This is a genomic window from Flavimobilis marinus (assembly GCF_900113055.1).
Lineage (GTDB): Bacteria > Actinomycetota > Actinomycetes > Actinomycetales > Cellulomonadaceae > Flavimobilis > Flavimobilis marinus.
The window spans coordinates 283,013-305,231 of record NZ_FONZ01000001.1 but is presented as its reverse complement, the minus strand read 5'-3'; the positions used below and the strand labels follow the sequence as shown (position 1 = coordinate 305,231).

Annotated in this window: 19 protein-coding genes; 3 read left to right on the top strand and 16 right to left on the bottom strand. The window is 72.2% G+C overall.

What is annotated here, in order from left to right; all coding sequences use genetic code 11:
• Positions 1 to 39 precede the first annotated feature (39 nt).
• From nuoK to BMZ30_RS01355, 13 genes are all read right to left on the bottom strand, one after another.
• A complete protein-coding gene (gene nuoK, locus BMZ30_RS01415) occupies positions 40 to 339 on the bottom strand; it encodes an NADH-quinone oxidoreductase subunit NuoK (protein WP_093374387.1) in 300 nt (99 codons plus the stop codon).
• The gene (locus BMZ30_RS01410) at positions 339 to 1,220 is read right to left on the bottom strand and encodes an NADH-quinone oxidoreductase subunit J (RefSeq protein ID WP_093375626.1); all 882 of its coding nucleotides are present in this window, start codon (positions 1,218 to 1,220) and stop codon (positions 339 to 341) included. The genes nuoK and BMZ30_RS01410 overlap by 1 nt, the downstream gene beginning before the upstream one ends.
• The gene (gene nuoI / locus BMZ30_RS01405) at positions 1,220 to 1,903 is read right to left on the bottom strand and encodes an NADH-quinone oxidoreductase subunit NuoI (RefSeq protein ID WP_093374385.1); all 684 of its coding nucleotides are present in this window, start codon (positions 1,901 to 1,903) and stop codon (positions 1,220 to 1,222) included. The genes BMZ30_RS01410 and nuoI overlap by 1 nt, the downstream gene beginning before the upstream one ends.
• Complete coding sequence (gene nuoH / locus BMZ30_RS01400) at positions 1,896 to 3,251, bottom strand: NADH-quinone oxidoreductase subunit NuoH (protein ID WP_093374383.1); 1,356 nt, start codon at positions 3,249 to 3,251, stop codon at positions 1,896 to 1,898. The genes nuoI and nuoH overlap by 8 nt, the downstream gene beginning before the upstream one ends.
• On the bottom strand, positions 3,251 to 5,860 hold the full coding sequence (locus BMZ30_RS01395) for an NADH-quinone oxidoreductase subunit G (protein WP_093374381.1): 2,610 nt from the start codon (positions 5,858 to 5,860) through the stop codon (positions 3,251 to 3,253). The genes nuoH and BMZ30_RS01395 overlap by 1 nt, the downstream gene beginning before the upstream one ends.
• Positions 5,857 to 7,197, bottom strand: coding sequence for an NADH-quinone oxidoreductase subunit NuoF (nuoF, locus tag BMZ30_RS01390; protein WP_093374379.1), 1,341 nt, complete (start codon positions 7,195 to 7,197; stop codon positions 5,857 to 5,859). The genes BMZ30_RS01395 and nuoF overlap by 4 nt, the downstream gene beginning before the upstream one ends.
• A complete protein-coding gene (nuoE, locus tag BMZ30_RS01385; protein WP_093374377.1) occupies positions 7,194 to 8,069 on the bottom strand; it encodes an NADH-quinone oxidoreductase subunit NuoE in 876 nt (291 codons plus the stop codon). The genes nuoF and nuoE overlap by 4 nt, the downstream gene beginning before the upstream one ends.
• Complete coding sequence (locus BMZ30_RS01380; RefSeq protein WP_093374375.1) at positions 8,066 to 9,424, bottom strand: NADH-quinone oxidoreductase subunit D; 1,359 nt, start codon at positions 9,422 to 9,424, stop codon at positions 8,066 to 8,068. Before BMZ30_RS01380 ends, nuoE begins: the two co-directional genes overlap by 4 nt.
• The gene (locus BMZ30_RS01375; protein WP_093374373.1) at positions 9,421 to 10,161 is read right to left on the bottom strand and encodes an NADH-quinone oxidoreductase subunit C; all 741 of its coding nucleotides are present in this window, start codon (positions 10,159 to 10,161) and stop codon (positions 9,421 to 9,423) included. Before BMZ30_RS01375 ends, BMZ30_RS01380 begins: the two co-directional genes overlap by 4 nt.
• Positions 10,158 to 10,706, bottom strand: a complete 549-nt coding sequence (locus BMZ30_RS01370; protein ID WP_093374371.1) for an NADH-quinone oxidoreductase subunit B — start codon at positions 10,704 to 10,706, stop codon at positions 10,158 to 10,160. The genes BMZ30_RS01375 and BMZ30_RS01370 overlap by 4 nt, the downstream gene beginning before the upstream one ends.
• A 28-nt stretch (positions 10,707 to 10,734) precedes the next feature.
• A complete protein-coding gene (locus BMZ30_RS01365) occupies positions 10,735 to 11,097 on the bottom strand; it encodes an NADH-quinone oxidoreductase subunit A (protein WP_093374370.1) in 363 nt (120 codons plus the stop codon).
• Positions 11,098 to 11,137: 40 nt separating this feature from the next.
• Positions 11,138 to 12,433: a geranylgeranyl reductase family protein gene (locus tag BMZ30_RS01360; RefSeq protein WP_177191241.1), complete on the bottom strand. Its 1,296-nt coding sequence runs from the start codon at positions 12,431 to 12,433 to the stop codon at positions 11,138 to 11,140.
• 207 nt (positions 12,434 to 12,640) lie between these two features.
• On the bottom strand, positions 12,641 to 13,336 hold the full coding sequence (locus tag BMZ30_RS01355; protein ID WP_093374365.1) for a demethylmenaquinone methyltransferase: 696 nt from the start codon (positions 13,334 to 13,336) through the stop codon (positions 12,641 to 12,643).
• A gap of 184 nt (positions 13,337 to 13,520) precedes the next feature.
• Between BMZ30_RS01355 and BMZ30_RS01350 the strand changes: the two genes are divergently transcribed.
• Positions 13,521 to 14,846: an isochorismate synthase gene (locus tag BMZ30_RS01350; protein WP_093375624.1), complete on the top strand. Its 1,326-nt coding sequence runs from the start codon at positions 13,521 to 13,523 to the stop codon at positions 14,844 to 14,846.
• A 119-nt stretch (positions 14,847 to 14,965) separates the two neighbouring features.
• On the opposite strand, the gene BMZ30_RS01345 is transcribed toward BMZ30_RS01350, so the two are convergent.
• From BMZ30_RS01345 to BMZ30_RS01335, 3 genes are all read right to left on the bottom strand, one after another.
• On the bottom strand, positions 14,966 to 16,378 hold the full coding sequence (locus BMZ30_RS01345) for a S1C family serine protease (protein WP_093374363.1): 1,413 nt from the start codon (positions 16,376 to 16,378) through the stop codon (positions 14,966 to 14,968).
• Between the two features lie 205 nt (positions 16,379 to 16,583).
• Positions 16,584 to 18,326 carry a 2-succinyl-5-enolpyruvyl-6-hydroxy-3-cyclohexene-1-carboxylic-acid synthase gene (menD, locus tag BMZ30_RS01340; RefSeq protein WP_093374361.1) on the bottom strand — a complete coding sequence of 581 codons (1,743 nt, stop codon included), beginning with the start codon at positions 18,324 to 18,326 and terminating at the stop codon, positions 16,584 to 16,586.
• Positions 18,323 to 19,276 (bottom strand): o-succinylbenzoate synthase, encoded by a 954-nt coding sequence (locus tag BMZ30_RS01335; protein ID WP_093374359.1) that lies wholly within the window; start codon positions 19,274 to 19,276, stop codon positions 18,323 to 18,325. Before BMZ30_RS01335 ends, menD begins: the two co-directional genes overlap by 4 nt.
• Positions 19,277 to 19,338: 62 nt before the next feature.
• Between BMZ30_RS01335 and BMZ30_RS01330 the strand changes: the two genes are divergently transcribed.
• Together BMZ30_RS01330 and BMZ30_RS01325 are read left to right on the top strand one after the other, a co-directional pair.
• Complete coding sequence (locus tag BMZ30_RS01330; protein ID WP_093374357.1) at positions 19,339 to 21,138, top strand: carboxypeptidase regulatory-like domain-containing protein; 1,800 nt, start codon at positions 19,339 to 19,341, stop codon at positions 21,136 to 21,138.
• Positions 21,139 to 21,196: 58 nt separating this feature from the next.
• Positions 21,197 to 22,165 (top strand): 1,4-dihydroxy-2-naphthoyl-CoA synthase, encoded by a 969-nt coding sequence (locus BMZ30_RS01325; RefSeq protein WP_229828342.1) that lies wholly within the window; start codon positions 21,197 to 21,199, stop codon positions 22,163 to 22,165.
• Positions 22,166 to 22,219: the final 54 nt, after the last annotated feature.

Sequence of the window (22,219 nt, the reverse complement as noted above, 5' to 3'; positions counted from 1 at the left end):
GACTCGACGGGCACGGGGAGCAGGTTCAGCATCGTCGGCTCAGCCCTTCAGCAGGTTGACGTCGTCGACCGAGGCCGACTTCCGGGTGCGGAAGATCGCGACGATGATCGCGAGGCCCACCACGACCTCCGCGGCCGCGACCACCATCACGAAGAAGGCGATCACCTGCCCCGAGAGGTCGCCGTGCATCCGCGCGAAGGTCACGAACGCGAGGTTCGTCGCGTTGAGCATCAGCTCGATGCCCATGAACACGATGATCGCGCTGCGCCGCAGCAGGACCGTCGCGCAACCGATGGCGAAGAGGATCGCCGCCAGCACGAGGTAGTTGGTGATCTCCATCAGCGGGTCCCCTCCGCGGCGTCGGGTCGCGTGGTGTGCTCGGCGTCCTGGCCGCGGTCCGCGGCCTCCGTGTTGGCGGGCGCCGACGTCGTCGCGTCCGTCGCCGGTCCCTCGTTTGCCGGGGTGGCGATCTCGGGTACCGAGCGGGGGGCGGGGAGCGTCGTGACCTCGGCGTCGAGGTGGCGCTCCTGGCCGCGCACGCGCAGCACGCGCGAGACCGAGGCCTCGATCGGGTTGCCGTACGGGTCGAGCGCGGGGACGTCCATCGCGTTGTGGCGGGCGTAGACGCCCGGTGCCGGGAGGTTGACCAGGTGCTTGCCGGACCGCACGCGCTGGTCCGCGAGCTCCTTCTGGCCCGGCTTGCGCACGAGCTGACGGCGGTGGGTGAGCACCAGGGCGGCCAGCGCGGCGGTGACGAGCAGCACCGCGACGACCTCCATGTCGAACACGAAGTCGCTCATCAGCACGCGCGCCACCCCGACCGGGTTCGTGGCACCGTTGGCGGCCTCGAGACCGACGGCCGGCGCGAACGTCGCGCGCGAGACCACGGTGATGAGCAGCACTCCGAGGCCGACGGACATCAGGATGCCGGCGAACCGCTGCCCCTTGATGGTCTCTACCCGCGACGGGCTCGCGTCCACTCCGACGAGCATGAGGACGAAGACGAAGAGCATCATCACGGCGCCGGTGTACACGACGACCTGGACGATGCCGAGGAACGGTGCCTCCTGGGCGACGTACAGGACGGCCAGCGCGATCATCACGAAGATCATCGACAGGGCGGCGTACACGGCCTTGCGGGCGAGGACGAGCCCGAGGGCCGCCAGCACCATGAGCGGGGCCAGCACCCAGAAGAGTGCTGCCTCCCCCGAGCTTGCCATCATCGGGCGCCTCCGTCTGCTGCGTCGCGCATGAGTGCCGGGTCGCTCAGCGTGGTCTCGCCGCGCGCGGCCTTGCTGGCGCTGTCCAGGGTGGGGTCGTCGGGGCGCTGCTCGCGCACCCAGTCGACCTGCTCCGCGGTGGGGCCGGTGACCTCGCCGCGGTAGTAGTTCACGTCCTCGGCGCCGCCGACCATGGGGTGCGGCCCGGCGAGCATGCCCTCGTGCAGCGGGGCCAGGAGGTCCTGCTTCTCGAAGATCATGTCCTTGCGGGTGGGGCTCGAGAGCTCGTACTCGTTGGTCATCGTGAGCGCGCGCGTGGGGCACGCCTCGATGCACAGCCCGCAGAAGATGCACCGCAGGTAGTTGATCTGGTACACGCGGCCGTAACGCTCTCCCGGCGAGACGTGCGCGCCGTCGGGAAGGTCAGCGTTGTCCGCGCCCTCGACGTAGATCGCGTCCGCGGGGCACGCCCAGGCGCACAGCTCGCAGCCGATGCACTTCTCCAGCCCGTCCGCGTAGCGGTTGAGCTGGTGGCGGCCGTGGTAGCGCGGCTTGGTCGGGACCTTCTCGAACGGGTACTGCTCGGTCACCGTCGGCCGGAACAGGTTCGAGAACGTCACGCCGAACCCGGCGAGCGGTGCGAACAGCTCGCCGATCGCGCTCTTCTGCGGGATCTCAGACACCGGGCTCCTCCTTGTGGTCGGTCAGCTCGGCCGGGGCGGCGGCCACGGGCTCGCGCCGCCCGGCGCGCGGCGACGGCGGCAGCTGCTGCCCGGGCAGCGGGGGCACCGGGAAGCCGTCGGCGAACGCGTCGAACGGTGCGTCGTCGTCGGCCTGCTCGGGCTTCTTCTCGGGAATCAGGAACGACGCCGCGAGGGCCACCGCCGCGATCCCGAGGAAGGTGAAGATGAACGTCCGGTCGCTGATGTCGGTGAACTCGTCGAGGCCACGGTAGATCGCGACGGCCGCCGCCCAGGCGAGGGCGATCGGGATCATCACCTTCCAGCCGAGCTTCATGAACTGGTCGTAGCGGAACCGCAGCAACGTGCCGCGCACCCACACGAAGACGAACATGAACAGCCAGACCTTGGCGACGAACCAGAGGATCGGCCACCAGCCGGTGTTGAACATGCCGTCGTTGATCGCCGAGAGCGGCCACGGCGCACGCCAGCCCCCGAAGAACAGGGTGGTGGCGACGGCCGAGACGTTGATCATGTTGATGTACTCCGCCAGGAAGAACCAGGCGAACTTCATCGACGAGTACTCGGTCATGTAGCCCGAGACCAGCTCGCCCTCGGCCTCCGGGAGGTCGAACGGCAGGCGGTTGGTCTCACCGATCATCGACACGATGTAGAGGATGAACGCGGGGAACAGCGGCAGGAACCACCAGAAAGCCGTCTGCGACTCGACGATCTCGGACGTCGACATCGAGCCGGCGACGATGAACACGGACACGAGCGCGAGGCCCATGGCGAGCTCGTAGGAGATCACCTGGGCGGTAGACCGCACCCCGCCGAGCAGCGGGTACGTCGAGCCCGAGGACCAGCCACCGAGCACGATCCCGTACACGCCGAGCGCAGCGCAGGCCAGGATGTACAGCACCGCGACGGGGAAGTCCGTCAGCTGCGCGGGAGTCACGAAGTCCGTGAACGGGATCCGGACCTCCGGCCCGAACGGGATGACCGCGAAGACCAGGAACGAGCAGAACACCGAGATGATCGGCGCGATGATGTAGACGACCTTGTCCGCGGCCTTGACGGTGATGTCCTCCTTGATCAGGAGCTTCACCGCGTCCGCGATCGCCTGGAACAGGCCGAGCGGCCCGTGCACGTTGGGGCCGGGACGGACCTGCATGCGAGCAACCAGGCGGCGCTCGAACCACAGCGCGAACAGCACGCTGGTGAGCAGGAAGACCAGGATGAGCACGGCCTTGATCAGGTAGACCCAGCCGTTGTCCTGGCTGAAGTCCGCCTTGATGCCGGGCACGCCCGGCGTCTCGAACGGCAGCAGGGCCAGCATGTGCGCGCCCATCACGCCTCCTCCTCGACTCGTGCGTCGGTCGTCACCGCAGGTGCGGCGCCCTGCTCGAGCCGCACGCGTGCACCGGCGTCGACCCCGAGGGTCGCACGCACCGCGCACCCGGGCGAGTTCGTCGGCAGCCACACCACGTGGTCGGGCATCGTGGTGACGACGGCGGGCAGCTCGATCGCACCCCGGTCGGTCACCACGCGCAGCGGTGCGCCGTCGGCGACACCCACGGCGGACGCCGTCGCGGCGGAGACCCGCGCGACCGGCTTGCGCGCCGTCCCGGCCAGGTGCGGCTCGCCGTCCTGACCGCGGCCCGCGTCGAGCAGCATGCGCCACGTCGCGAGCACGGCCTCGCCGGCACCGACCGGCGCAGGCGTCGTCGGCGTGGTGCTCGGGGCGGCCAGACGCTCCCCCTCCCACACGCCGAGCTGGTCCAGCTCCGCGCGCACCTGCGTGCCGGTCGCGGCGCCGAGCGCCACGCCCATCTCGGCGGCCAGGCCGTCGAGCGCGCGGTGGTCGGGCATCGCGGAGGAGTCGAGCGCCTGGCCGAAGGTCCGCACGCGGCCCTCCCAGTTCCAGTACGACCCGGCCCGCTCCACCGGCGGGGCGACGGGCAGCACGACGTCGGCCAGCGCCGTGGCGTCGCTCGCACGCACCTCGAGGCTGACGACGATGTCGGCCGCCTCGAGCGCGGCGCGCGCCGCTGCGGGGTCGGGAAGGTCGGCGAGCTCGAGGCCGCCGAGGACGACGCCCTTGAGCTGGCCCGCGGCGAGCGCCTCGAGGATCTGCCCGAGGTTGCGGCCCGGGGTCTCGGGGAGCGTGGGCGCGTCCCACGCCGCGGCCATGTCGACCCGCGCGGCCGCGTCCGCGACCGGCCGGCCGAAGGGCAGGAGGCTCGGCAGCGTGCCGAGCTCGACGCCCGCGCGCTCGCCGACGCGGCGCGGGATCCAGGCCACGCGTGCGCCCGTGCGCCGGGCGAGGTCGAGCACCGCGGTCAGCGCGCCGGGGACGGAGGCGAGGCGCTCGCCCACGGCGATCACCGCGCCGTCGGCTCCCAGGGCCTCCACGGCCGCGCTCACGGCAGGGTCGGTGGTCCCGCCGGCCATCGCCGCGAGCACCTCGCCCTCGGTCCCGGGGGCCGCGGGCAGCAGCGTGCCGTCGAGGCGCTCGAGACCCCGCGAGGCGAACGGCGCCACGGAGAACACGCGGACCTTGCGCGCCTGCACACCCTTGCGCAGGCGGAGGAAGACCGTACCGGCCTCCTCCTCGGCCTCGAGGCCGGCGAGCAGCACAGCCGGCGCGTTCTCGAGGTCGCCGAACGTGACCCGCAGGCCGCTCGCCGCGACCGCGTGGCCGAGGAACGCCTCCTCCTCGTCGGAGTGCGGGCGTGCTCGGTGGTCGATGTCGTTGGTGCCGAGGACGACGCGCGCGAACTTCGCGTACGTGTAGGCGTCCTCGATGGTCAGGCGACCGCCCGGCAGCACGCCGACGCCGCCCTCGGACTTTGCCGCGGCAAGGCCCAGCGCGGCGACGCCGAACGCCTCGACCCAGCTCGCGGCACGGAGCTCGCCGCGCGAGCCGTCCGCCAGCCGGTCGCGCACCAGCGGGTGCGTGAGGCGGTCCGGCGCGGTCTGCCAGGTGTACGCGAAGCGGTCCTTGTCGGTGATCCACTCCTCGTTCACCGCAGGGTCGTCGCCCGCGAGGCGGCGCACCACGACGCCGCGGCGGTGGTCCACGCGGATCGCGGAGCCCGACGCGTCGTGCTCGGCGATCGCCGGCGTCGACACGAGGTCGAACGGCCGCGCCCGGAAGCGGTACGCCGCGCTCGTGAGCGCGCCCACCGGGCAGATCTGCACGGTGTTGCCCGAGAAGTAGGACGTGAACGGCTGGCCGCTCTCGTCCTCGAGCGCAGCGCCCACGGGCTGGTTGGCGCCGTCGGGCAGCGCGTAGCCCAGGACGCCCTCGTCGAAGCGACCGATCTGCTGCATCGCGCCGCGCTTCTGCAGGTCGATGAAGTTGTCGCCCGCGATCTCCTTGGTGAAGCGCGTGCAGCGCTGGCACAGCACGCAGCGCTCACGGTCCAGGAGGATCTGCGTGGAGATCCGGATCGGCTTGGGGAACGTGCGCTTGATGTCGATGAAGCGCGTGCGCGGCCGGCCGTTGCTCATCGCCTGGTTCTGCAGGGGGCACTCGCCGCCCTTGTCGCAGGTGGGGCAGTCGAGCGGGTGGTTGATCAGCAGCATCTCCATGATGCCCTGCTGCGCCTTGTCCGCGGACTGGGACGTGTGCTGGGTCTTGACGACCATGCCCGGCGTCGCCTCGAGCGTGCAGGACGTCTGCGGCTTGGGCATCGGGCGGACGTTGCCCTCGCGGTCCGGCGCAGCGACGTCCACCAGGCACTGGCGGCACGCGCCGGCGGGCCTGAGCAGCGGGTGGTCGCAGAACCGCGGGATCTGGATGCCGATGTCCTCGGCGGCGCGGATCACGAGCGTCCCCTTGGGGACGGTCGTCTCGACGCCGTCGATGATGAACGTGACGGAGTCGGCCGGCTTCGGCGTCGCCGCCGCCTGCGTGGCCGTCGAGACTGCCTGCTTGTCGGTCGTCGCGGTCATGCCGGCACCACCCCTGCTGCGGCGCCGGTCCGGCGCGGCGTGTAGTCGAACAGCGCGGAGCGGTTCGGCGGGAACAGCTCGCTCGCGGGCGTGTGCATGCCTGCCTCGAACTCCTCACGGAAGTACTTGATCGCGGAGGTGATGGGCGACGTCGCGCCGTCGCCGAGCGCGCAGAAGGCACGCCCGAGGATGTTGTCGCACACGTCGAGGAGCGTGTCGATGTCGCCCTCCTCGCCGTCGCCCGCCTCGAGGCGGTGCAGCACCTGCTTCAGCCAGTAGGTACCCTCGCGGCACGGCGTGCACTTGCCGCAGGACTCGTGCGCGTAGAAATCGGTCCACCGCGCCACGGCGCGGACCACCGAGGTGGTCTCGTCGAAGATCTGCAGCGCGCGCGTGCCGAGCATCGAGCCGGCCGCACCGACGGACTCGTAGTCCAGCGGGACGTCGAGGTGCTCGGCGGTGAAGATCGGCGTCGAAGACCCGCCCGGCGTCCAGAACTTCAGCTCGTGGCCCTCGCGGACGCCCCCGGCCATCTCGAGCAGCTCGCGCAGCGTGATGCCGAGCGGCGCCTCGTACTGGCCCGGGCGGGTGACGTGCCCCGACAGGGAGAAGATGCCGTGGCCCGCGGACTTCTCGGTGCCCATCGACGTGAACCAGTCCGCACCGCCGGTCACGATCGCGGGGACCGACGCGATCGACTCGACGTTGTTGACGACCGTCGGGCGCGCGTACAGGCCCGCGACGGCCGGGAACGGGGGCTTCAGGCGCGGCTGGCCGCGGCGACCCTCGAGGGAGTCGAGGAGCGCGGTCTCCTCGCCGCAGATGTACGCGCCGGCGCCGGCGTGCACGGTGACGTCGAGGTCGAAGCCGGACCCGTGGATGTTCTTGCCCAGGTGGCCAGCCGCGTAGGCGTCCGCGACGGCCTTGAGCAGGCGGCGGTACACGTGCACGACCTCGCCGCGCACGTAGATGAACGCGTGGTGGCAGCCGATCGCGTAGGACGTGATCGCCACACCCTCCACGAGCACGTGCGGGTTGGCGAGCATGAGCGGGATGTCCTTGCAGGTCCCGGGCTCGGACTCGTCGGCGTTGACGACCAGGTAGCGCGGGCCGCCGTCGGGCGCGGGCAGGAAGCCCCACTTCATGCCCGTGGGGAACCCGGCGCCGCCACGGCCGCGCAGGCCGGAGGCCTTGACCATGCTGACGAGGTCACCGGCGTCCATGCCGAGCGACTGCCGCAGCGCGGCGTAGCCGCCCGAGGCCGTGTACCCCTCGAGCGTCCAGGGCTTGTCGTCGCCCCAGTTCGCGGTCAGGACGGGCGTGAGCTGGGCCATCATGACTCCTTCGTGCCCTCGCCGGACGCCCCGGCGGCGTCGTCCTTGGTCTCCGCCGAGGTCTTGTCCGCGCTGGTCTTGGTCGTCGGGTCGGTGTCCTGCGGCGTGGTGGGCTGGCGGTCCGCGCTGGACTGCTCCTCGCCCGTGTCCGGCTCGGCCTGGTCGCCCGGCGTGCCGCCCGGCTCGGGCGTCGTGGCCGCAGCGTCGTCGCTGCCGTCCAGGGAGGGGGCCTTCCAGCCGTGCTCCTTCGCGATCTCGAGCCCGACGAGGCTCGGGGCGCCTGCGGCCACGCCCTCGTCGGCCCGTCCGTCGTCGAAGCCCGCGAGGACCCGCGAGACCTGCTTGAAGCTCGCGACGTCGTTCGCGCCACGGCTGGGGCCGACCTTCTCCCCCGCCAGCAGCCGGTCGACGACGTCGCTCGCGGACTCGGGCGTCTGGTTGTCGAAGAACTCCCAGTTGATCATCATCACGGGCGCGTAGTCGCACGCCGCGTTGCACTCGATCCGCTCGAGGGTGATCGTGCCGTCCGGCGTGGTCTCGTCGTGCCCGACGCCCAGCCGCTCCGCGAGGGTAGCGAAGATCTCGTCGCCGCCCATGATCGCGCACAGGGTGTTGGTGCAGACCCCGACCGTGTACTCACCGTTGGGGCGGCGCTTGTACTGCGAGTAGAACGTCGCCACGGCGGACACGTCCGCCGTGGACAGGCCGAGCGTCTGCGCGCAGAACTCGATCCCGTTGCGGGAGATGAACCCCTCCTCCGACTGCACGAGGTGCAGCAGCGGCAGGAGCGCCGAGCGCGCCTCGGGGTAGCGGGCGACGATCTGCGCGGCGTCGTCGTCCAGTCGTGTGCGGACGTCCGCGGTGAAACCGCTCATCGGTCCACTCCTCCCAGCACGGGGTCGAGCGAGGCCACGGCGACGACGACGTCGGCCAGCTGGCCGCCCTCGCACATCATCGACACGGCCTGCAGGTTGTTGAACGAAGGGTCGCGGAAGTGCGCGCGGTAGGGGCGCGTACCGCCGTCGGACACGAGGTGCACCCCGAGCTCGCCGCGGGGCGCCTCGACCGACTGCCACACCTGGCCGGCCGGCACGCGGAAGCCCTCGGTGACGAGCTTGAAGTGGTGGATCAGGGACTCCATCGAGGTGCCCATGATCTCGCGGATGTGCTCGAACGAGTTGCCCTGACCGTCCGCGCCGACCGCTAGCTGCGCGGGCCAGGCGATCTTCTTGTCGGCGACCATGACGGGCTGGCCTGCGGTCGCCTCGAGGCGCTCGAGGGTCTGCTCGACGATCTTCATCGACTGGTAGCACTCCTCGATGCGGAGCACGACGCGGTCGTAGGAGTCCGCGCCCTGGAGCACGGGGACCTCGAAGTCGTACGTCTCGTAGCCGGAGTACGGCTTGGCCTTGCGCACGTCGTACGGCAGGCCCGCCGAGCGCAGCACCGGGCCGGTCATGCCCAGACCCATGCACGCGGCCAGGCTCAGGTGCCCGACGCCGACGAGGCGGCCCTTGAAGATGGGGTTCGCGAGCATCAGGTCGCTGAGCTGGCCCAGGTAGTGGCGCACCAGCTTCAGGGCCTTGCGGACGTCGTCGACGATCCCGGGCGGGGTGTCCTGCGGGACGCCGCCGGGGCGGATGAACCCGTGGTTCATGCGCAGGCCGGTGATCGCCTCGAAGATCTTGAGGATCTCCTCGCGGGCGGTGAACGCCGTCGTCATGATCGTGGTGGCGCCCATCTCGTTGCCGCCCGTGCCGAGCGCGATGAGGTGGGAGGACACGCGGTTGAGCTCCATGAGGAGCACCCGGATCACCGACGCGCGCTCGGGCACGTCGTCGGTGATGTCGAGGAGCTTCTCGACGCCGAGGCAGAACGCGGCCTCCTGGAAGAACGGCGCGAGGTAGTCCATGCGGGTGCAGAACGTCACGCCCTGCGTCCAGGTGCGGAACTCCATGTTCTTCTCGATGCCCGTGTGCAGGTAGCCGATCCCCGCGCGGGCCTCGGTGACGGTCTCGCCGTCGATCTCGAGCATGAGGCGCAGCACGCCGTGCGTCGACGGGTGCTGCGGACCCATGTTGACGACGATCCGCTCCTCGCCCAGGCGCGCGGCCTCCTCGGCGATCTCGGACCAGTCGCCGCCGTAGGCCTCGAACGTGGGGGTGTCCTGCTCGGCGTACGGGCTGCTGGCGGGGGGCGTCGCGTAGGGACGCTGCGTGCTCGTGCTCACGAGTACGACCTCCTGGTGTCGGGGGCCGGGATGGTCGCGCCCTTGTACTCGACCTCGATGCCGCCCAGCGGGTAGTCCTTGCGCTGCGGGTGCCCGGGCCAGTCGTCGGGCATCTCGATGCGGGCGAGCGCCGGGTGGCCGTCGAAGATGATGCCGAAGAAGTCCCAGGTCTCGCGCTCGTGCCAGTCGTTCGTCGGGTAGACCGCGACGGTGGACGGGATGTGCGGGTCGGCGTCGGGGACCGCGACGTCCAGGCGCAGGGAGCGCCCGTGGGTGATCGACGTCAGGTGGTAGACGGCGTGCAGCTCGCGGTCCACCGCGTGGGGGAAGTGCACGCCGGAGACCCCGAGGCTCAGCTCGAACCGCAGGTCCTGGTCGTCGCGCAGCGCCTGGCAGACGTCGCGCACGTGCTCGCGCACCACGTGCAGCGTCAGCTCGCCGCGGTCGACCACGACCGCCTCGATCGCGCGCGCCGCGAGGCCTGGCTCCTGGGCGTCCAGCACCTCGATCAGCACGTCGACGACCTCGTCGAACCAGCCCCCGTAGGGGCGCTCGCTCGGGGAGGGCATCTCGACCGGGCGCACGAGGCCGCCAAAGCCGGAGGTGTCGCCCGTGCCGTGGGTCCCGAACATGCCCTCGCGGACCTCGACAACCTCGAGGCGGCGGTGGCCCTCGGGCCCGGGCACGGCGACGTCGCCGCCCGGGGTGACGTCGCGCTCGGTGAGGTCGTCGCTCATCGCAGCAGGCCCTTCATCTGGTGCGTCGGGGTGGCCTCGAGCGCCGCCGCCTCGACGGCCTTCGCCACCGCCTTGCGGCTGCCCGGCAGGATCGGTCCGTTCTGCACCTGCGAGTGCAGCGCGAGGATCGCGTTGATCAGCATCTCCGGACGCGGCGGGCAGCCCGGCAGGTACACGTCCACAGGCACGATGTGGTCGACGCCCTGGACGATCGCGTAGTTGTTGAACATGCCGCCCGAGGACGCGCACACGCCCATCGCGATGACCCACTTGGGCTCGGGCATCTGGTCGTAGACCTGGCGCACGACGGGCGCCATCTTCTGGCTCACCCGCCCCGCGACGATCATGAGGTCCGCCTGGCGCGGGGACGCGCGGAAGACCTCCATGCCGAAGCGCGAGAGGTCGTACCGCGAGGTGCCCGCGGCCATCATCTCGATCGCGCAGCACGCGAGGCCGAAGGTGGCCGGCCACATGGAGGCCTTGCGGGCCCAGCCCGCGAACTCCTCGACGGTGCTCAGCAGGAAGCCTGACGACTGGTCGCTCATCTGTGTGTCTCCTCGCGTCCTTGTCCGGTCAGTCCCACTCGAAGCCGCCGCGGCGCCACTCGTACACGAACGGCACGGTGATCAGCGCGAGGAAGGCCAGCATGGCGACGAGGCCGAACATCGCCAGCGTGCCGAAGTCGACGGCCCACGGGTAGAGGAACACGACCTCGATGTCGAAGATGATGAACGTCATCGCGACCAGGTAGTACTTGATCGGGAACCGTCCGCCACCGATGGCGTTGGGCGTCGGGTCGATGCCGCACTCGTAGGCCTCGAGCTTCGCGCGGTTGTAGCGCTTGGGCCCGAGCACGGCGCTGGCGCCGAGCCCGCCCAGGGCGAGCACCATGGCCACGCCCATCAGGAACAGCAGCGGCACGTAGGGGTTGGTCATCGCGTTGCTCTCCTCGTCCGTCCAGACGCTCGACGTGCGGTCATGCCGCTGGCACCACCTTGGTGAGACCCGCGATCACGCGGTCGACGAGGTCACCACCATGTGGCTCGTAACAGTCAGACAGTAGCTTGATCGTGAAGCGCATCAGCAACGGACGCGGCAGGCCGTGCTTGGTGAGCAGACGCATGATCTGCGGGTGCTCGATGATCTTCACGAACATGGTGCCCAGCCTGTAGTACCCGCCGAGATCCTGCGACATGATCGCCGGGTAGCGCTCGAGCGCCTTCTCGCGTGCCGCGGCGGTGCCCCGCGAGCGCGCCTGGGCAACGACGTCGGCCGCCACCCGGGCGGCCTGCATGGCGTAGGCGATGCCCTCGCCGTTGAACGGCGAGACCATGCCGCCCGCGTCGCCCACGAGGATCAGCCCGCGGGTGTACAGGGGCTTGCGGTTGAAGGCCATCGGCAGCGCGGCGCCGCGCACCGGGCCGAGCTGGTGGTCCGGCGTGAACTCCCACTCCGCGGGGGCGTTCTTCATCCACGTCGCGAACAGGTCCTTGTAGTCGATCTTCGTCGCCTGGGCGCGCGAGCTCACCGAGCCGAGGCCGACGTTCACGCTGCCGTCACCGAGCGCGAAGATCCAGCCGTAGCCGGGCAGCAGCGCGGACTCGTGCGGCTTGCCCTCCCACAGCTCGAGGTGCGACTCCATCCACGGGTCCGTGTGGCGCGGCGTCGTGAAGTAGGTGCGCACGGCCACGCCCATGGGGCGGTCGTCACGCTTGGCGATGCCGAGGGCCGTGGCCATGCGGGCGGAGACGCCGTCCGCCGCGATCACCACGGGCGCGCGGAACGTCTGCTCCTCGCCCGCACGTCGGCCGTTGCCGTCCACGGGGCGGGCCGTGACGCCGACGACGCGACCGGTGCGCTCGTCGAGGACCGGGCCGGTGACGTTCATGCGCTCGCGGATCTCGGCGCCGGTGCTGCGGGCGTGCTCGACGAGCAGCTGGTCGAAGCTCGTGCGGGCCTTCGCCAGGCCGAACGACGGGTACGAGGACAGCTCGGGCCACTCGAGCTCGAGGCGATGACCGCCGCCGATCACACGCAGCCCCTTGTTGCGGATCCAGCCGTCGTTCTCCTCGATCGGCACGCCCATCTTGACGAGCTCGCTGACGGCGCGCGGCGTCAGGCCGTCGCCGCAGATCTTGTCGCGCGGGAACTCGGCCTTCTCGAGGACCAGGACCTTGAGGCCCGCTGCCGCACAGTAATGGGCGGCGGTCGCGCCCCCGGGCCCGGCTCCGACGACGATGACGTCGGCGTCGTCGTCGTGTAACTGGGGCATCTGGCGCATCCTTGCACGTCGTCTAGCAGAAGGCCGGGTCACGGCCAGGGCGGATCGGTAGCGGGACCTGGGTGAACGAGGTCACAAGCTCCCGTCACCCTAGTCTCGGGCTGCGGACCTGTCTGCCAAGGTAAGCCTCACCCCGCGGAGGGCCGCCGGGACCAAGGGCCCAGACGACGTCGGATCGGGACTTTGGGCTCTTGCGGCTCAGCGCGGGCGAGTCGCCCGGTGCAGCGCGACGATGCCGCCCGACACGTTCCGGTACGCCACGTCTCTCCAGCCGGCGTCCTTCATGAGGGTCGCCAGGCCCACCTGGTCGGGCCAGGCGCGGATCGACTCGGCGAGGTACTCGTAGGAGCCCGCGTCCTTGGTCACGAGCCCGGCGACCTTGGGCAGCGCGCGCATCAGGTAGTTCTGGTAGACCACCCGGAAGGGCGCCCAGGTGGGGTCGGAGAACTCGCAGATGACGATGCGTCCGCCCGGCCGGGTCACGCGCAGCATCTCCGCGAGCGCCGCCGGGGTGTCCACCACGTTGCGCAGGCCGAACGAGATCGTCACGGCGTCGAAGCTCTCGTCCGCGAACGGCAGGTGTGTCGCATCGCCCGCGGTGAAGCTGAGGTCCGGGCGGCGCTGCTTGCCGACCTGCAGCATGCCGATCGAGAAGTCGCAGGGGACGACGCGCACGCCCGCGTCGGCCAGCGGCTCGCTCGAGGCACCGGTGCCCGCGGCGAGGTCGAGCACGCGCTCCCCGGGCATCGCGCCGATCGCGTCGACCGTGAGGCGGCGCCACCGGCGATCCTGGCCGAGCGAGATGAGGTCGTTGGTGAGGTCGTACCGACGGGCGATGCCGTCGAACATCGAGGCGACCTCGTGGGGCTTCTTCTCCAGGCTGGCACGCGACATTCCCCGATCCTCCCACGCCCGCCCGTCCGCTGACCCCCTCCCCACCCCCCTCCCCCCTCCCGTGAGTGCGTGCTTTTGGCGGTGTTTGACGCGCGAAACACCGCCAAAAGTACGCACTCAGCGGGGGGAGAGAGCTGCTGGTGGGGGGACAGAGCTGCTGGCGGGCGGATCTACCATGGGGGCGATGAATATCGACAGCTCGCTCGCGTCGGCCGAGCACCTGATTGCCGCGCCCGCGCGGCTGGTCGTGCGCACGACGCCGCTCGACCTCCCCAGCGCCGACGCCGACCCCGCCGCGCTCCTGGACTTCCTGCCCGCGGACTCCTCGCTCAGCTGGGTGCGCCGCGGCGACGGTCTGGTCGCCTGGGGCGAGGTCGCGCGCATCGAGACCACCGGCGACGCCCAGTTCTCCCGCGCGGAGTCCGCGTGGGGCCACCTGCTGCAGACCATGACCGTGCACGACGACGTGCGCGCACCCGGGACGGGACCCGTCGCCTTCGGCTCGTTCTCGTTCGACCCGTCGTCGGGCGCGGGCGGCGTCCTCGTGGTGCCCGCCGTCGTCGTCGGACGCCGCGGCTCGACCGCGTGGGTCACCACGGTCACGCCCGACACCGCGGAGACGGGCCCCGCCCAGCCCACGCTCGCCGAGCTCCTCAGCGTCGGCGCGGAGCCCGTGCGCGGGCCCGGCCGCGTCACCTACTCCGCCGGCTCGCGCACCGCCGAGGAGTGGCTCGACATCGTCACGCAGGCGGTCGCGCGCATCCGCTCCGGCGCGCTCGACAAGGTCGTCCTGGCCCGCGAGGTCGTCGCCCGCACGGCGGCCCCCGTCGACCCGCGCTGGCTCCTGCAGCGCCTCGCCGGCTCCTACCCCGGCTGCTGGACGTTCTCCGTCGACGGCATGGTCGGCGCCACCCCCGAGTTGCTCGTGCGCAGCGAGAAGGGCCTCGCGATCTCCCGCGTCCTGGCGGGCACCGTGCGGCGCACCGGGGACGACGACGCCGACCTCGTCCACGCCGCCCACCTCGCCCGGTCCTCCAAGGACCTCGAGGAGCACGAGTACGCGGTGTCCTCGGTGGCGCGCGAGCTCGAGCCGTTCTGCACGTCGATGAACGTCCCCGAGGCGCCGTTCGTGCTGCACCTGCCCAACGTCATGCACCTGGCGACCGACGTCACGGGCGTGCTCGACCGCCCCGGTGTCAGCAGCCTGACCCTCGCAGCCGCGCTGCACCCGTCGGCCGCCGTGTGCGGGACGCCGACGCTCGTCGCCCGGGACCTCATCCGCGAGATCGAGGGGCTCGAGCGGGCGCGGTACGCCGGTCCGGTCGGCTGGCTCGGGGCCGACGGCGACGGCGAGTGGGGCATCGCGCTGCGGTCCGCGGAGCTCTCCCCCGAGGACCCGTGCGAGCTGCGGCTCTTCGCGGGCTGCGGGATCGTCGCAGCCTCGGACCCGGAGGCCGAGCTTGCGGAGACCGAGGCCAAGCTCGAGCCCATGCGGTCCGCGCTGGGCTGACGACGTCGCCCGTGCACAACAAGGAGAGGCCGGCGCTCGCGCGCCGGCCTCTCTGGGCTCCCAGGGGAAGGAGCCGGATCCAGCGGCGGAGGGGACGGCCGCCGCCGGACAACTGTGGGTCAGTCCCCGGAGCCGGGGAACCAGTCGAACTCGTCCGAGCCGGGCCACGTCCACGTGTCACCGGACGGCTCGTCGTCGGGCACCTGGGTGCTCTCGTCGGTGGTCTCCTCGACGGGACGCGTGGCGAAGGTGACCGCGACGTCGACGGACTGCTCGCCGCGCACGTAGGTGACCGTCGCCTCGCTGCCGGAGCTCCGCTCCCGCACGGCTGCGGTCAGGGACTCCGCGCCGGTGACGAACGTGCCGTCGAGGGCCACGATGACGTCGCCACGCTGCAGCCCCGCGTTGGCGGCCGGTGAGCCGGCGGTGACCTCCTCGACCCGCGCGCCGCGACGCGTGACGCCGTCGGCGCTCGCCGTGGCGTCCGAGAGCGAGACGCCGAGGAACGCGTGCTCCGCCTCGCCGTCCTCGATGAGCTGGTCGCTGATGGACCGCGCCAGGTTCGACGGGATGGCAAAGCCGAGGCCGATCGAGCCAGCCTGGGAGGAGCCGCTCGAGAGCGTCGCGATCGACGAGGTGATGCCGATGACCTCGCCCGCGGCGTTGAACAGCGGGCCCCCGGAGTTGCCCGGGTTGATCGCGGCGTCGATCTGGATCGCGTTCGTCACGACGTACGAGGACTCGTCCATCGTGGAGACCGGGCGGGACAGCGCCGAGACGATCCCGGTCGTGACCGTGTTCGCCAGCCCCAGGGGGTTGCCGACCGCCATCACGGGGTTGCCGACCAGCACCTTGTCCGAGTCCGCGAAGGTGGCGGGCTGCAGGTCCTGCGGCGGGTCGACCAGCTGGACGACCGCGAGGTCGGTCGACGGGTCGAGCCCGACGATCTTCGCGTCGTAGATGCGACCGTCCGACAGGGACACCTGCACCGTGTCGTTGTTCGCGCCGGCAACCACGTGGTTGTTCGTGACGATCCGGCCCGACGCGTCGATGATGACGCCCGAGCCCTCGCCCTCGCCCGACGAGGTCGCGACCTGGATCGCGACGACGGACGGCGCGACCTGTGAGGCGATCTCCTCCCACGTGGTCTCCCCGACGGTCGTCAGCGAGATGTTGGACGAGCCGCCGGCGATCGACGTCGAGGACTGGGGGGCGACGTCGTCGTCCAGCGCGTTGATCGCCAGGACGCTGCCGCCGCTCGCCAGGACGGCGGTGAGCGCCGCGGTGCCGACGATCGCGGGCCACATGCGGCGCTCGCGCTCGGGGCGGGACTGCCCGGCGTCGGGGCCCGGGCCGGTGCCGGGGCCGCTCGGGGGCGTCGCACCGAAAGCCAGTCCGTACGGCGCGCCCGCGGCGGGGGGCGGCGGGACCGGGCCCGCGGGCGGGCGCGGGATGGGCATCGTCGGGTTCGAGGCGGGGTGCACGGCACCTGGCTGGCCGGGCGTCGTCGGCGTCACGTCGTTCTCGTTCATGTCGTCCTCCTTGTTGCCCCCTACTCAACCAGCCCGTGCTGGGCGCAGCCTCGGCCTCACCTGGGGAGTTCCTGGGAATCCACCCCGCTCAACGCCCCCACGCCCCCTCCCCCCTCCCCCGCTGAGTGCGTGATTTTGGCGGTGTGATCCGCGCAGAACACCGCCAAAATCACGCACTCACCGTTGTGGCTGGGGCGGGGTGCAGTCAGCGGGGTGGGTGGGGGGTCGCGCGGAGGCGGGTGCGGAGGGCGGCGTCGTCGTCGCGGCGGGCGGAGCGCGTCAGGCGGGCCTCCACGACCCGGACGCCCGTGCTCGGTGCCGCCAGAGCCTCAGCGAGCCCGGCGGCGTCGTGCACCGCGACGTGTCCGACGCCGTAGGCGCGGCACAGGCCAGCCAGGTCCACCGTGTGGGGGGTGCCGAACACGCGCTCGAACGTCGCCGCGCGCGTGGGCGTCGTCGCCCCGAGCGCACCGTGCTCGAGGCCCGCGAAGATCGACCCACCCTGGTCGTTGGCGACCACGATCGTGAGGTCGGGCGCGGGCTCGCCTGGCGCCCCGAGCAGGCCGCCGACGTCGTGCAGGAACGTGAGGTCGCCGACGTACGCGCGCACCCGCGCCCCGGCGGGGGCCGCGAGCGCGACGCCGGTCGCTGTGGACACCAGCCCGTCGATGCCCGCCAGGCCTCGGTTCGCGACGACGAACGGCGGCTCCGTCCACACGGCCGCCGTGTCGAGGTCGCGCGCGGGGTTCGAGGAGCCGACGACGAGCACGTCGCCCGCGTCCAGGTCTGCCGCGACCGCACGCGCCACGGCGAGCCCCGTGAGGGTGGGGCGCGCGGCCAGCTCTGCGGTCACCGCGTCAGCCGCGCGCTGGCCCGCGGCGCACCATCGGTCGAGCCACGCGTGGTCGGACGGCGAGGGCTCCCACCACGAGGCGGGGATCCCGGGCAGCACCACGTCGGCCCGCCGCGCGGCGTCCGGCCACGGCTGCGCTCCGGGAGCGACGACGACGACCTCGCCCGCCGACGCGAGCAGCCGCTGCACCGGTCGGGACAGCGTGGGCCGGCCCAGCACGATCACGCGCGCGACGTCGTCCGCGAGCGCCGACTCCGCGAGCACGAGCGCGTGCGCCGCAACCAGGTTGGGTCCCCCGGCGGCGCCGGAGACGGACTCCGCGAGGAGCGGCCAGCCCCGTGCCTCCGCGAGGGCCGTCGCCCGCGGGCCCGCGCCGTCGCCGGCGACCAGAACCGTGGGGCGGTCGTCGAGCGGCCAGTCGACCGCAGGCTCCCCCGCCGCGACGACGACGGTGGGCTCGCTGGCCGTCGTCGGCCCCGTCTGGCCACGATCCTCCGCCACCGGCGCGGCGTCGTCGACGATCACCTCGGGCGCGAGCGGGTCGCGGTAGGACAGGTTCAGGTGCGCGGGCCCCGGCCACCCGGTGCGCGCCCCTACCGCCGCCGCGACCGCGCGCGCGGCCAGCGCCCGCAGGTCTCGCGCCTCGCCCGCGCGTCCGTCCGGCGCGGGCACGTCCGCCTGCCAGCGCACCGCGCCCGCGAAGATGCCGACCTGCTCGGTCGTCTGGTTGGCACCGGTCCCCCGGAGCTCGTGCGGCCGGTCCGCGGTCAGCAGCAGGAGCGGCACCCCGGCGTGGTGCGCCTCGAGCACCGCGGGGTGCAGGTTGGCCACGGCCGTGCCCGACGTCGTCACGACCGCCACCGGGCGAGGCTCGCCCGCGAGAGCCGCACCCCGGGCGAGGCCGAGCGCCAGGAAGCCTCCAGCGCGCTCGTCGATCCGCACGTGCAGCCGCAACCACCCGGCGTCGGCCGCCTCGGCGGCGGCGTACGCGAGCGGCGCGGAGCGCGAGCCCGGCGCGAGGACGAGGTCGCGCAGGCCCAGTGCGGCGAGCGCCGCGAGGAGCTCGCGCGCTGCGGAGACGGACGGGGGCGTCATGCGGGCTCCTGCTCGGTGAGGACGCGCACGCGCGCGAGGCGGTCGCGCCACCAGCCCGCCTGCTCAGGGGAGGCGGCGGTCCGGACGAGCGCGGCGGCGTCGGCGGCGACGGGGCGTACGGCGATCATGCCGTCCCGCGGCAGCAGCGGCTCGGCGGTGACGTCGTCGGTGAACAGGTGCGCGGTGGCGAGGCCGCAGGCATAGGGAAGCTCCGGCAGCGCAGCCGCGAGCGCGATCCCCGCGGCCAGCCCGACCGAGGACTCGAGGGCCGAGGACACCACGACCGGCAGCCCGAGCTCGTCGGCGAGGCGCAGGCACGCGCGGACCCCGCCGAGCGGCTGGACCTTCAGCACGATCACGTCGGCGGCCTCGGCGCGCACGACCGCGTACGGGTCGCTCGCACGGCGGATCGACTCGTCGGCCGCGACCGGCACGGCCACGCGGCGTCGGACCGCGGCCAGGTCCGCGACGCTCGCGCACGGCTGCTCGGCGTACTCCAGACCGCCCGCGGCCCGGTCGAGGACCGCCAGGCGCGCGACCGCCGTCTCGACGTCCCACGCACCGTTCGCGTCGACGCGGATCCGGCCCGACGGGCCCAGCGCGTCCCGGACAGCCTCCAGCCGGGCGATCTCGTCCGCCTCGCTCTGACCCGGCTCGGCGACCTTCACCTTGGCCGTGGTGCAGCCACCCGAGGCGCGCACGATCGCGTGGGCGCGCTCGGCGTCGACCGCGGGGACCGTCACGTTGACCGGGATCGCGTCCCGGACCGGCGCCGGGAAGCCCTCCTCCGCCGCCTCACGAGCCGCACGCCACCACGCGGCCGCCTCGGCGTCGTCGTACTCGCGGAAGGGTGAGAACTCGCCCCACCCGGCGGTGCCCTGCACCAGCAGGCCCTCGCGCACGTCGATCCCGCGGAAGCGGGTCCGCAGCGGGATGGAGTACACGTGCACGAGCCCACCCTAGGGCGCTCCGGCCCCTAGTCAGGCACCCAGAAGCCCTCCATACTGGCACGATGCCCCAGACCGTCCCGGCCCCTTCCCTCCCCCGCGCTGCGCAGGCAGCGATCGCCGCGCTGATGGCGCTCGCGCTCCTCCTGGCGCCAGCTCTCGTCCCCGATGCGCGCGCCGCGGGCCTCACCGTCACCGGGACCCTCGTCGCGCCCGACGGATCGCCCCGCGCGGACTTCACCGTCAAGCTCTCGGGCGCGAACGGCGACACCTTGTCGTCCACGACTTCAGCCAAGGACGGCACGTTCACGCTGGCGCAGCCCGCCGCGGGCACGCAGTTCTACGTGGTGGCCTGGTCGCAGCACGACACGAGCACGCGAGCCATCTGGATCGGCTCAGGTGGCGCTCAGGCGTGGGACCAGCGGACGGCGCCGGCACCGTACAAGGCCAGGTCAGGCTCGAGCATCGCGACCGGGACCCACACGCTGGCCCCTGCGGCGGGCTTCGACGTGACCGTGCACGGAGGGCCGGCGGCGGCCTACGCGTCCGTCGAGGTCCAGCGGCTCGATGGCGAGAGGGTCTGGGAGGGCGACAAGGACGAGACCAGCCTTCGGGAGGGCTTCATCCCGGGGCGCTACCTCGTCATGGCGAGGTCCGACGGCCGCGTCGCTGCACCCGTCGAGGTCGCGCTCCGTAGCGGGGACCTCGCCCAGGTCTCGCTCACGCTCTCGGACCGATCGGCAAGCCCGACGCTCTCGGGTGTGGTCACGCTCGACGGCAAGCCGTTGGCCAACCGCAGCGTCGAGGCCGTCCGGAAGCCCACGTCCTGGCGCGACGCGGGAGGCCCCCGTCCGCGATACACGCGGACGGACAAGACCGGTCGCTTCACCCTGGAGCAGATGGCTCCCGGGACCTACGAGGTCAGCGCCACCATCAAGTCCGCGGTCCGAGGCAACGTGCGCACCGTGGTGGTCGGCAGCGCGGATGCCAAGGCGGACCTGACGATGCAGCGCCGCACGGACCTCGGCAAGGTCAGCGGCCGGTTCACGGTCGCCGGCAAGCAGGCGCGCGGCGAGGTCACCCTGGTCCGTGGCCGCGAGGTCGTCCACACGACCACGCTGAGCAAGGGGCGCTACGTGTTCCGCAACGTCGTGCCGAGCACCTACCACCTGACCTACCTCGACGAGAAGGCCAACCGGTACTACACGACCCGCATCACGGTGAAGGCCTCGCAGCACCGCGCCCTGAAGCCCAAGAAGGTCACGCGCAAGACCGTGACCCTGGCGGGGACGCACCAGGACCGCTGGGCGCCCACCATGGCGAGCGCCCAGCAGGGCCGCATCGAGGTCGACCGGCTGCGAGGCAAGCGGTACCGCGCGACGCACGTCATCCCCGCCACCCTCCGCATCGAGGTGCTGGCCCGTGACGACTCGCTCGGCGAGTACAACCGGCCGTCCCGCTACACCCCCCGCGTGTACTCCAAGGTCAAGGTGACCAAGTCCCGGACCCTCAACCTCAAGGACGGCGGCCTCGGCGGGACAGTGACCGCGAGCCCGCGGTATGCGTCGTCGGGCCTGCCGGTCCACACGACCTACATCTTCATGGCGTGCCAGGGCGCGACCTGCGCCCACGAGACGTCCGCCGCCCGAGCGAAGAACTACCGCCCCGCGGTCACGGGACTCGAGTCGGAGTCGTACACGATGGTCCTGTGGGAGGCCGAGCAGGGCGCGGACACGCGGTGGGAGCAGGACGAGCCGTGGAAGAACCCGTACTACCTCGAGCCCGTCACGACGAAGGTGCGGGCCGTCAAGGGCAAGACTGTCGACCTCGGCGTGCTCGACGTGAAGGTGCTCGGCGGCCTGTGACGCTGCGCTGACCTCGCCGCGCCCGGCGGGAGCGCCCGGTCCAACTATGGTGTGAGCCATGACCGACCGGATGCTCCCGCCGTTGCCTGTCTCTGTCTCGCAGACGTTCGACCCGCAGCGGTGGCGCACCGTCGCCGGGTTCGAGGACCTCACGGACCTCACCTACCACCGGGGTGTGGACCGCTCGGCCGACGGCACCCGCGACCTCCCCGTGGTGCGCATCGCCTTCGACCGCCCCGAGGTGCGCAACGCGTTCCGGCCGCACACGGTCGACGAGCTGCACCGGGTCATGGACCACGCCCGCATGAGCTCCGACGTCGCCGCCGTGATCCTCACCGGCAACGGCCCCAGCCCCAAGGACGGCGGCTGGGCGTTCTGCTCGGGCGGCGACCAGCGCATCCGCGGCCGTGACGGCTACCGCTACGTCACCGACAACGATGCCGTGACGGCGGACGCGATCGATCCCGCGCAGGCCGGGCGCCTGCACATCCTCGAGGTGCAGCGCCTCATGCGCACCATGCCCAAGGTCGTCATCGCCGTCGTGAACGGCTGGGCGGCGGGCGGCGGGCACTCGCTGCACGTGGTCGCGGACCTGTCGATCGCGAGCCGCGAGCACGCGCGCTTCAAGCAGACCGACGCGAACGTCGGGTCGTTCGACGCCGGCTACGGCTCGGCGCTGTTCGCCCGGCAGGTGGGCCAGAAGCGGGCGCGCGAGGTCTTCTTTCTCGCGCGCGAGTACTCCGCCCAGGACGCCTACGAGTGGGGCGCCGTGAACGAGGTCGCCGACCACGCCGACGTCGAGAACCTCGCCCTCGAGTACGCGCAGATCATCGCGACCAAGTCGCCGCAGGCCATCCGGATGCTGAAGTTCGCCTTCAACCTCGCCGACGACGGGCTCGCCGGCCAGCAGGTGTTCGCCGGCGAGGCCACGCGCCTGGCCTACATGACGGACGAGGCCGTCGAGGGCCGCGACGCGTTCCTCGAGCGCCGCGACCCCGACTGGTCAGCGTTCCCCTACTACTTCTGATCCGAGACACCGGAGCCGTGAGAGCACAGTCTGGCTCGGGTCGACCGAGCCAGA

What these genes read in the sequence shown, in the direction of transcription:
- nuoF (WP_093374379.1), bottom strand. Translation starts at nt 7,197, where the DNA reads ATGATGGCCCAGCTCACGCCCGTCCTGACCGCGAACTGGGGCGACGAC.
- BMZ30_RS01350 (WP_093375624.1), top strand. Translation starts at nt 13,521, where the DNA reads ATGAATATCGACAGCTCGCTCGCGTCGGCCGAGCACCTGATTGCCGCG.
- nuoK (WP_093374387.1), bottom strand. Translation starts at nt 339, where the DNA reads ATGGAGATCACCAACTACCTCGTGCTGGCGGCGATCCTCTTCGCCATC.
- nuoH (WP_093374383.1), bottom strand. Translation starts at nt 3,251, where the DNA reads ATGGGCGCGCACATGCTGGCCCTGCTGCCGTTCGAGACGCCGGGCGTG.
- BMZ30_RS01410 (WP_093375626.1), bottom strand. Translation starts at nt 1,220, where the DNA reads ATGGCAAGCTCGGGGGAGGCAGCACTCTTCTGGGTGCTGGCCCCGCTC.
- BMZ30_RS01330 (WP_093374357.1), top strand. Translation starts at nt 19,339, where the DNA reads ATGCCCCAGACCGTCCCGGCCCCTTCCCTCCCCCGCGCTGCGCAGGCA.
- BMZ30_RS01360 (WP_177191241.1), bottom strand. Translation starts at nt 12,433, where the DNA reads ATGCCCCAGTTACACGACGACGACGCCGACGTCATCGTCGTCGGAGCC.
- BMZ30_RS01375 (WP_093374373.1), bottom strand. Translation starts at nt 10,161, where the DNA reads ATGAGCGACGACCTCACCGAGCGCGACGTCACCCCGGGCGGCGACGTC.
- BMZ30_RS01395 (WP_093374381.1), bottom strand. Translation starts at nt 5,860, where the DNA reads ATGACCGCGACGACCGACAAGCAGGCAGTCTCGACGGCCACGCAGGCG.
- BMZ30_RS01325 (WP_229828342.1), top strand. Translation starts at nt 21,197, where the DNA reads ATGACCGACCGGATGCTCCCGCCGTTGCCTGTCTCTGTCTCGCAGACG.
- menD (WP_093374361.1), bottom strand. Translation starts at nt 18,326, where the DNA reads ATGACGCCCCCGTCCGTCTCCGCAGCGCGCGAGCTCCTCGCGGCGCTC.
- BMZ30_RS01370 (WP_093374371.1), bottom strand. Translation starts at nt 10,706, where the DNA reads ATGAGCGACCAGTCGTCAGGCTTCCTGCTGAGCACCGTCGAGGAGTTC.
- BMZ30_RS01365 (WP_093374370.1), bottom strand. Translation starts at nt 11,097, where the DNA reads ATGACCAACCCCTACGTGCCGCTGCTGTTCCTGATGGGCGTGGCCATG.
- BMZ30_RS01345 (WP_093374363.1), bottom strand. Translation starts at nt 16,378, where the DNA reads ATGAACGAGAACGACGTGACGCCGACGACGCCCGGCCAGCCAGGTGCC.
- nuoE (WP_093374377.1), bottom strand. Translation starts at nt 8,069, where the DNA reads ATGAGCGGTTTCACCGCGGACGTCCGCACACGACTGGACGACGACGCC.
- BMZ30_RS01355 (WP_093374365.1), bottom strand. Translation starts at nt 13,336, where the DNA reads ATGTCGCGTGCCAGCCTGGAGAAGAAGCCCCACGAGGTCGCCTCGATG.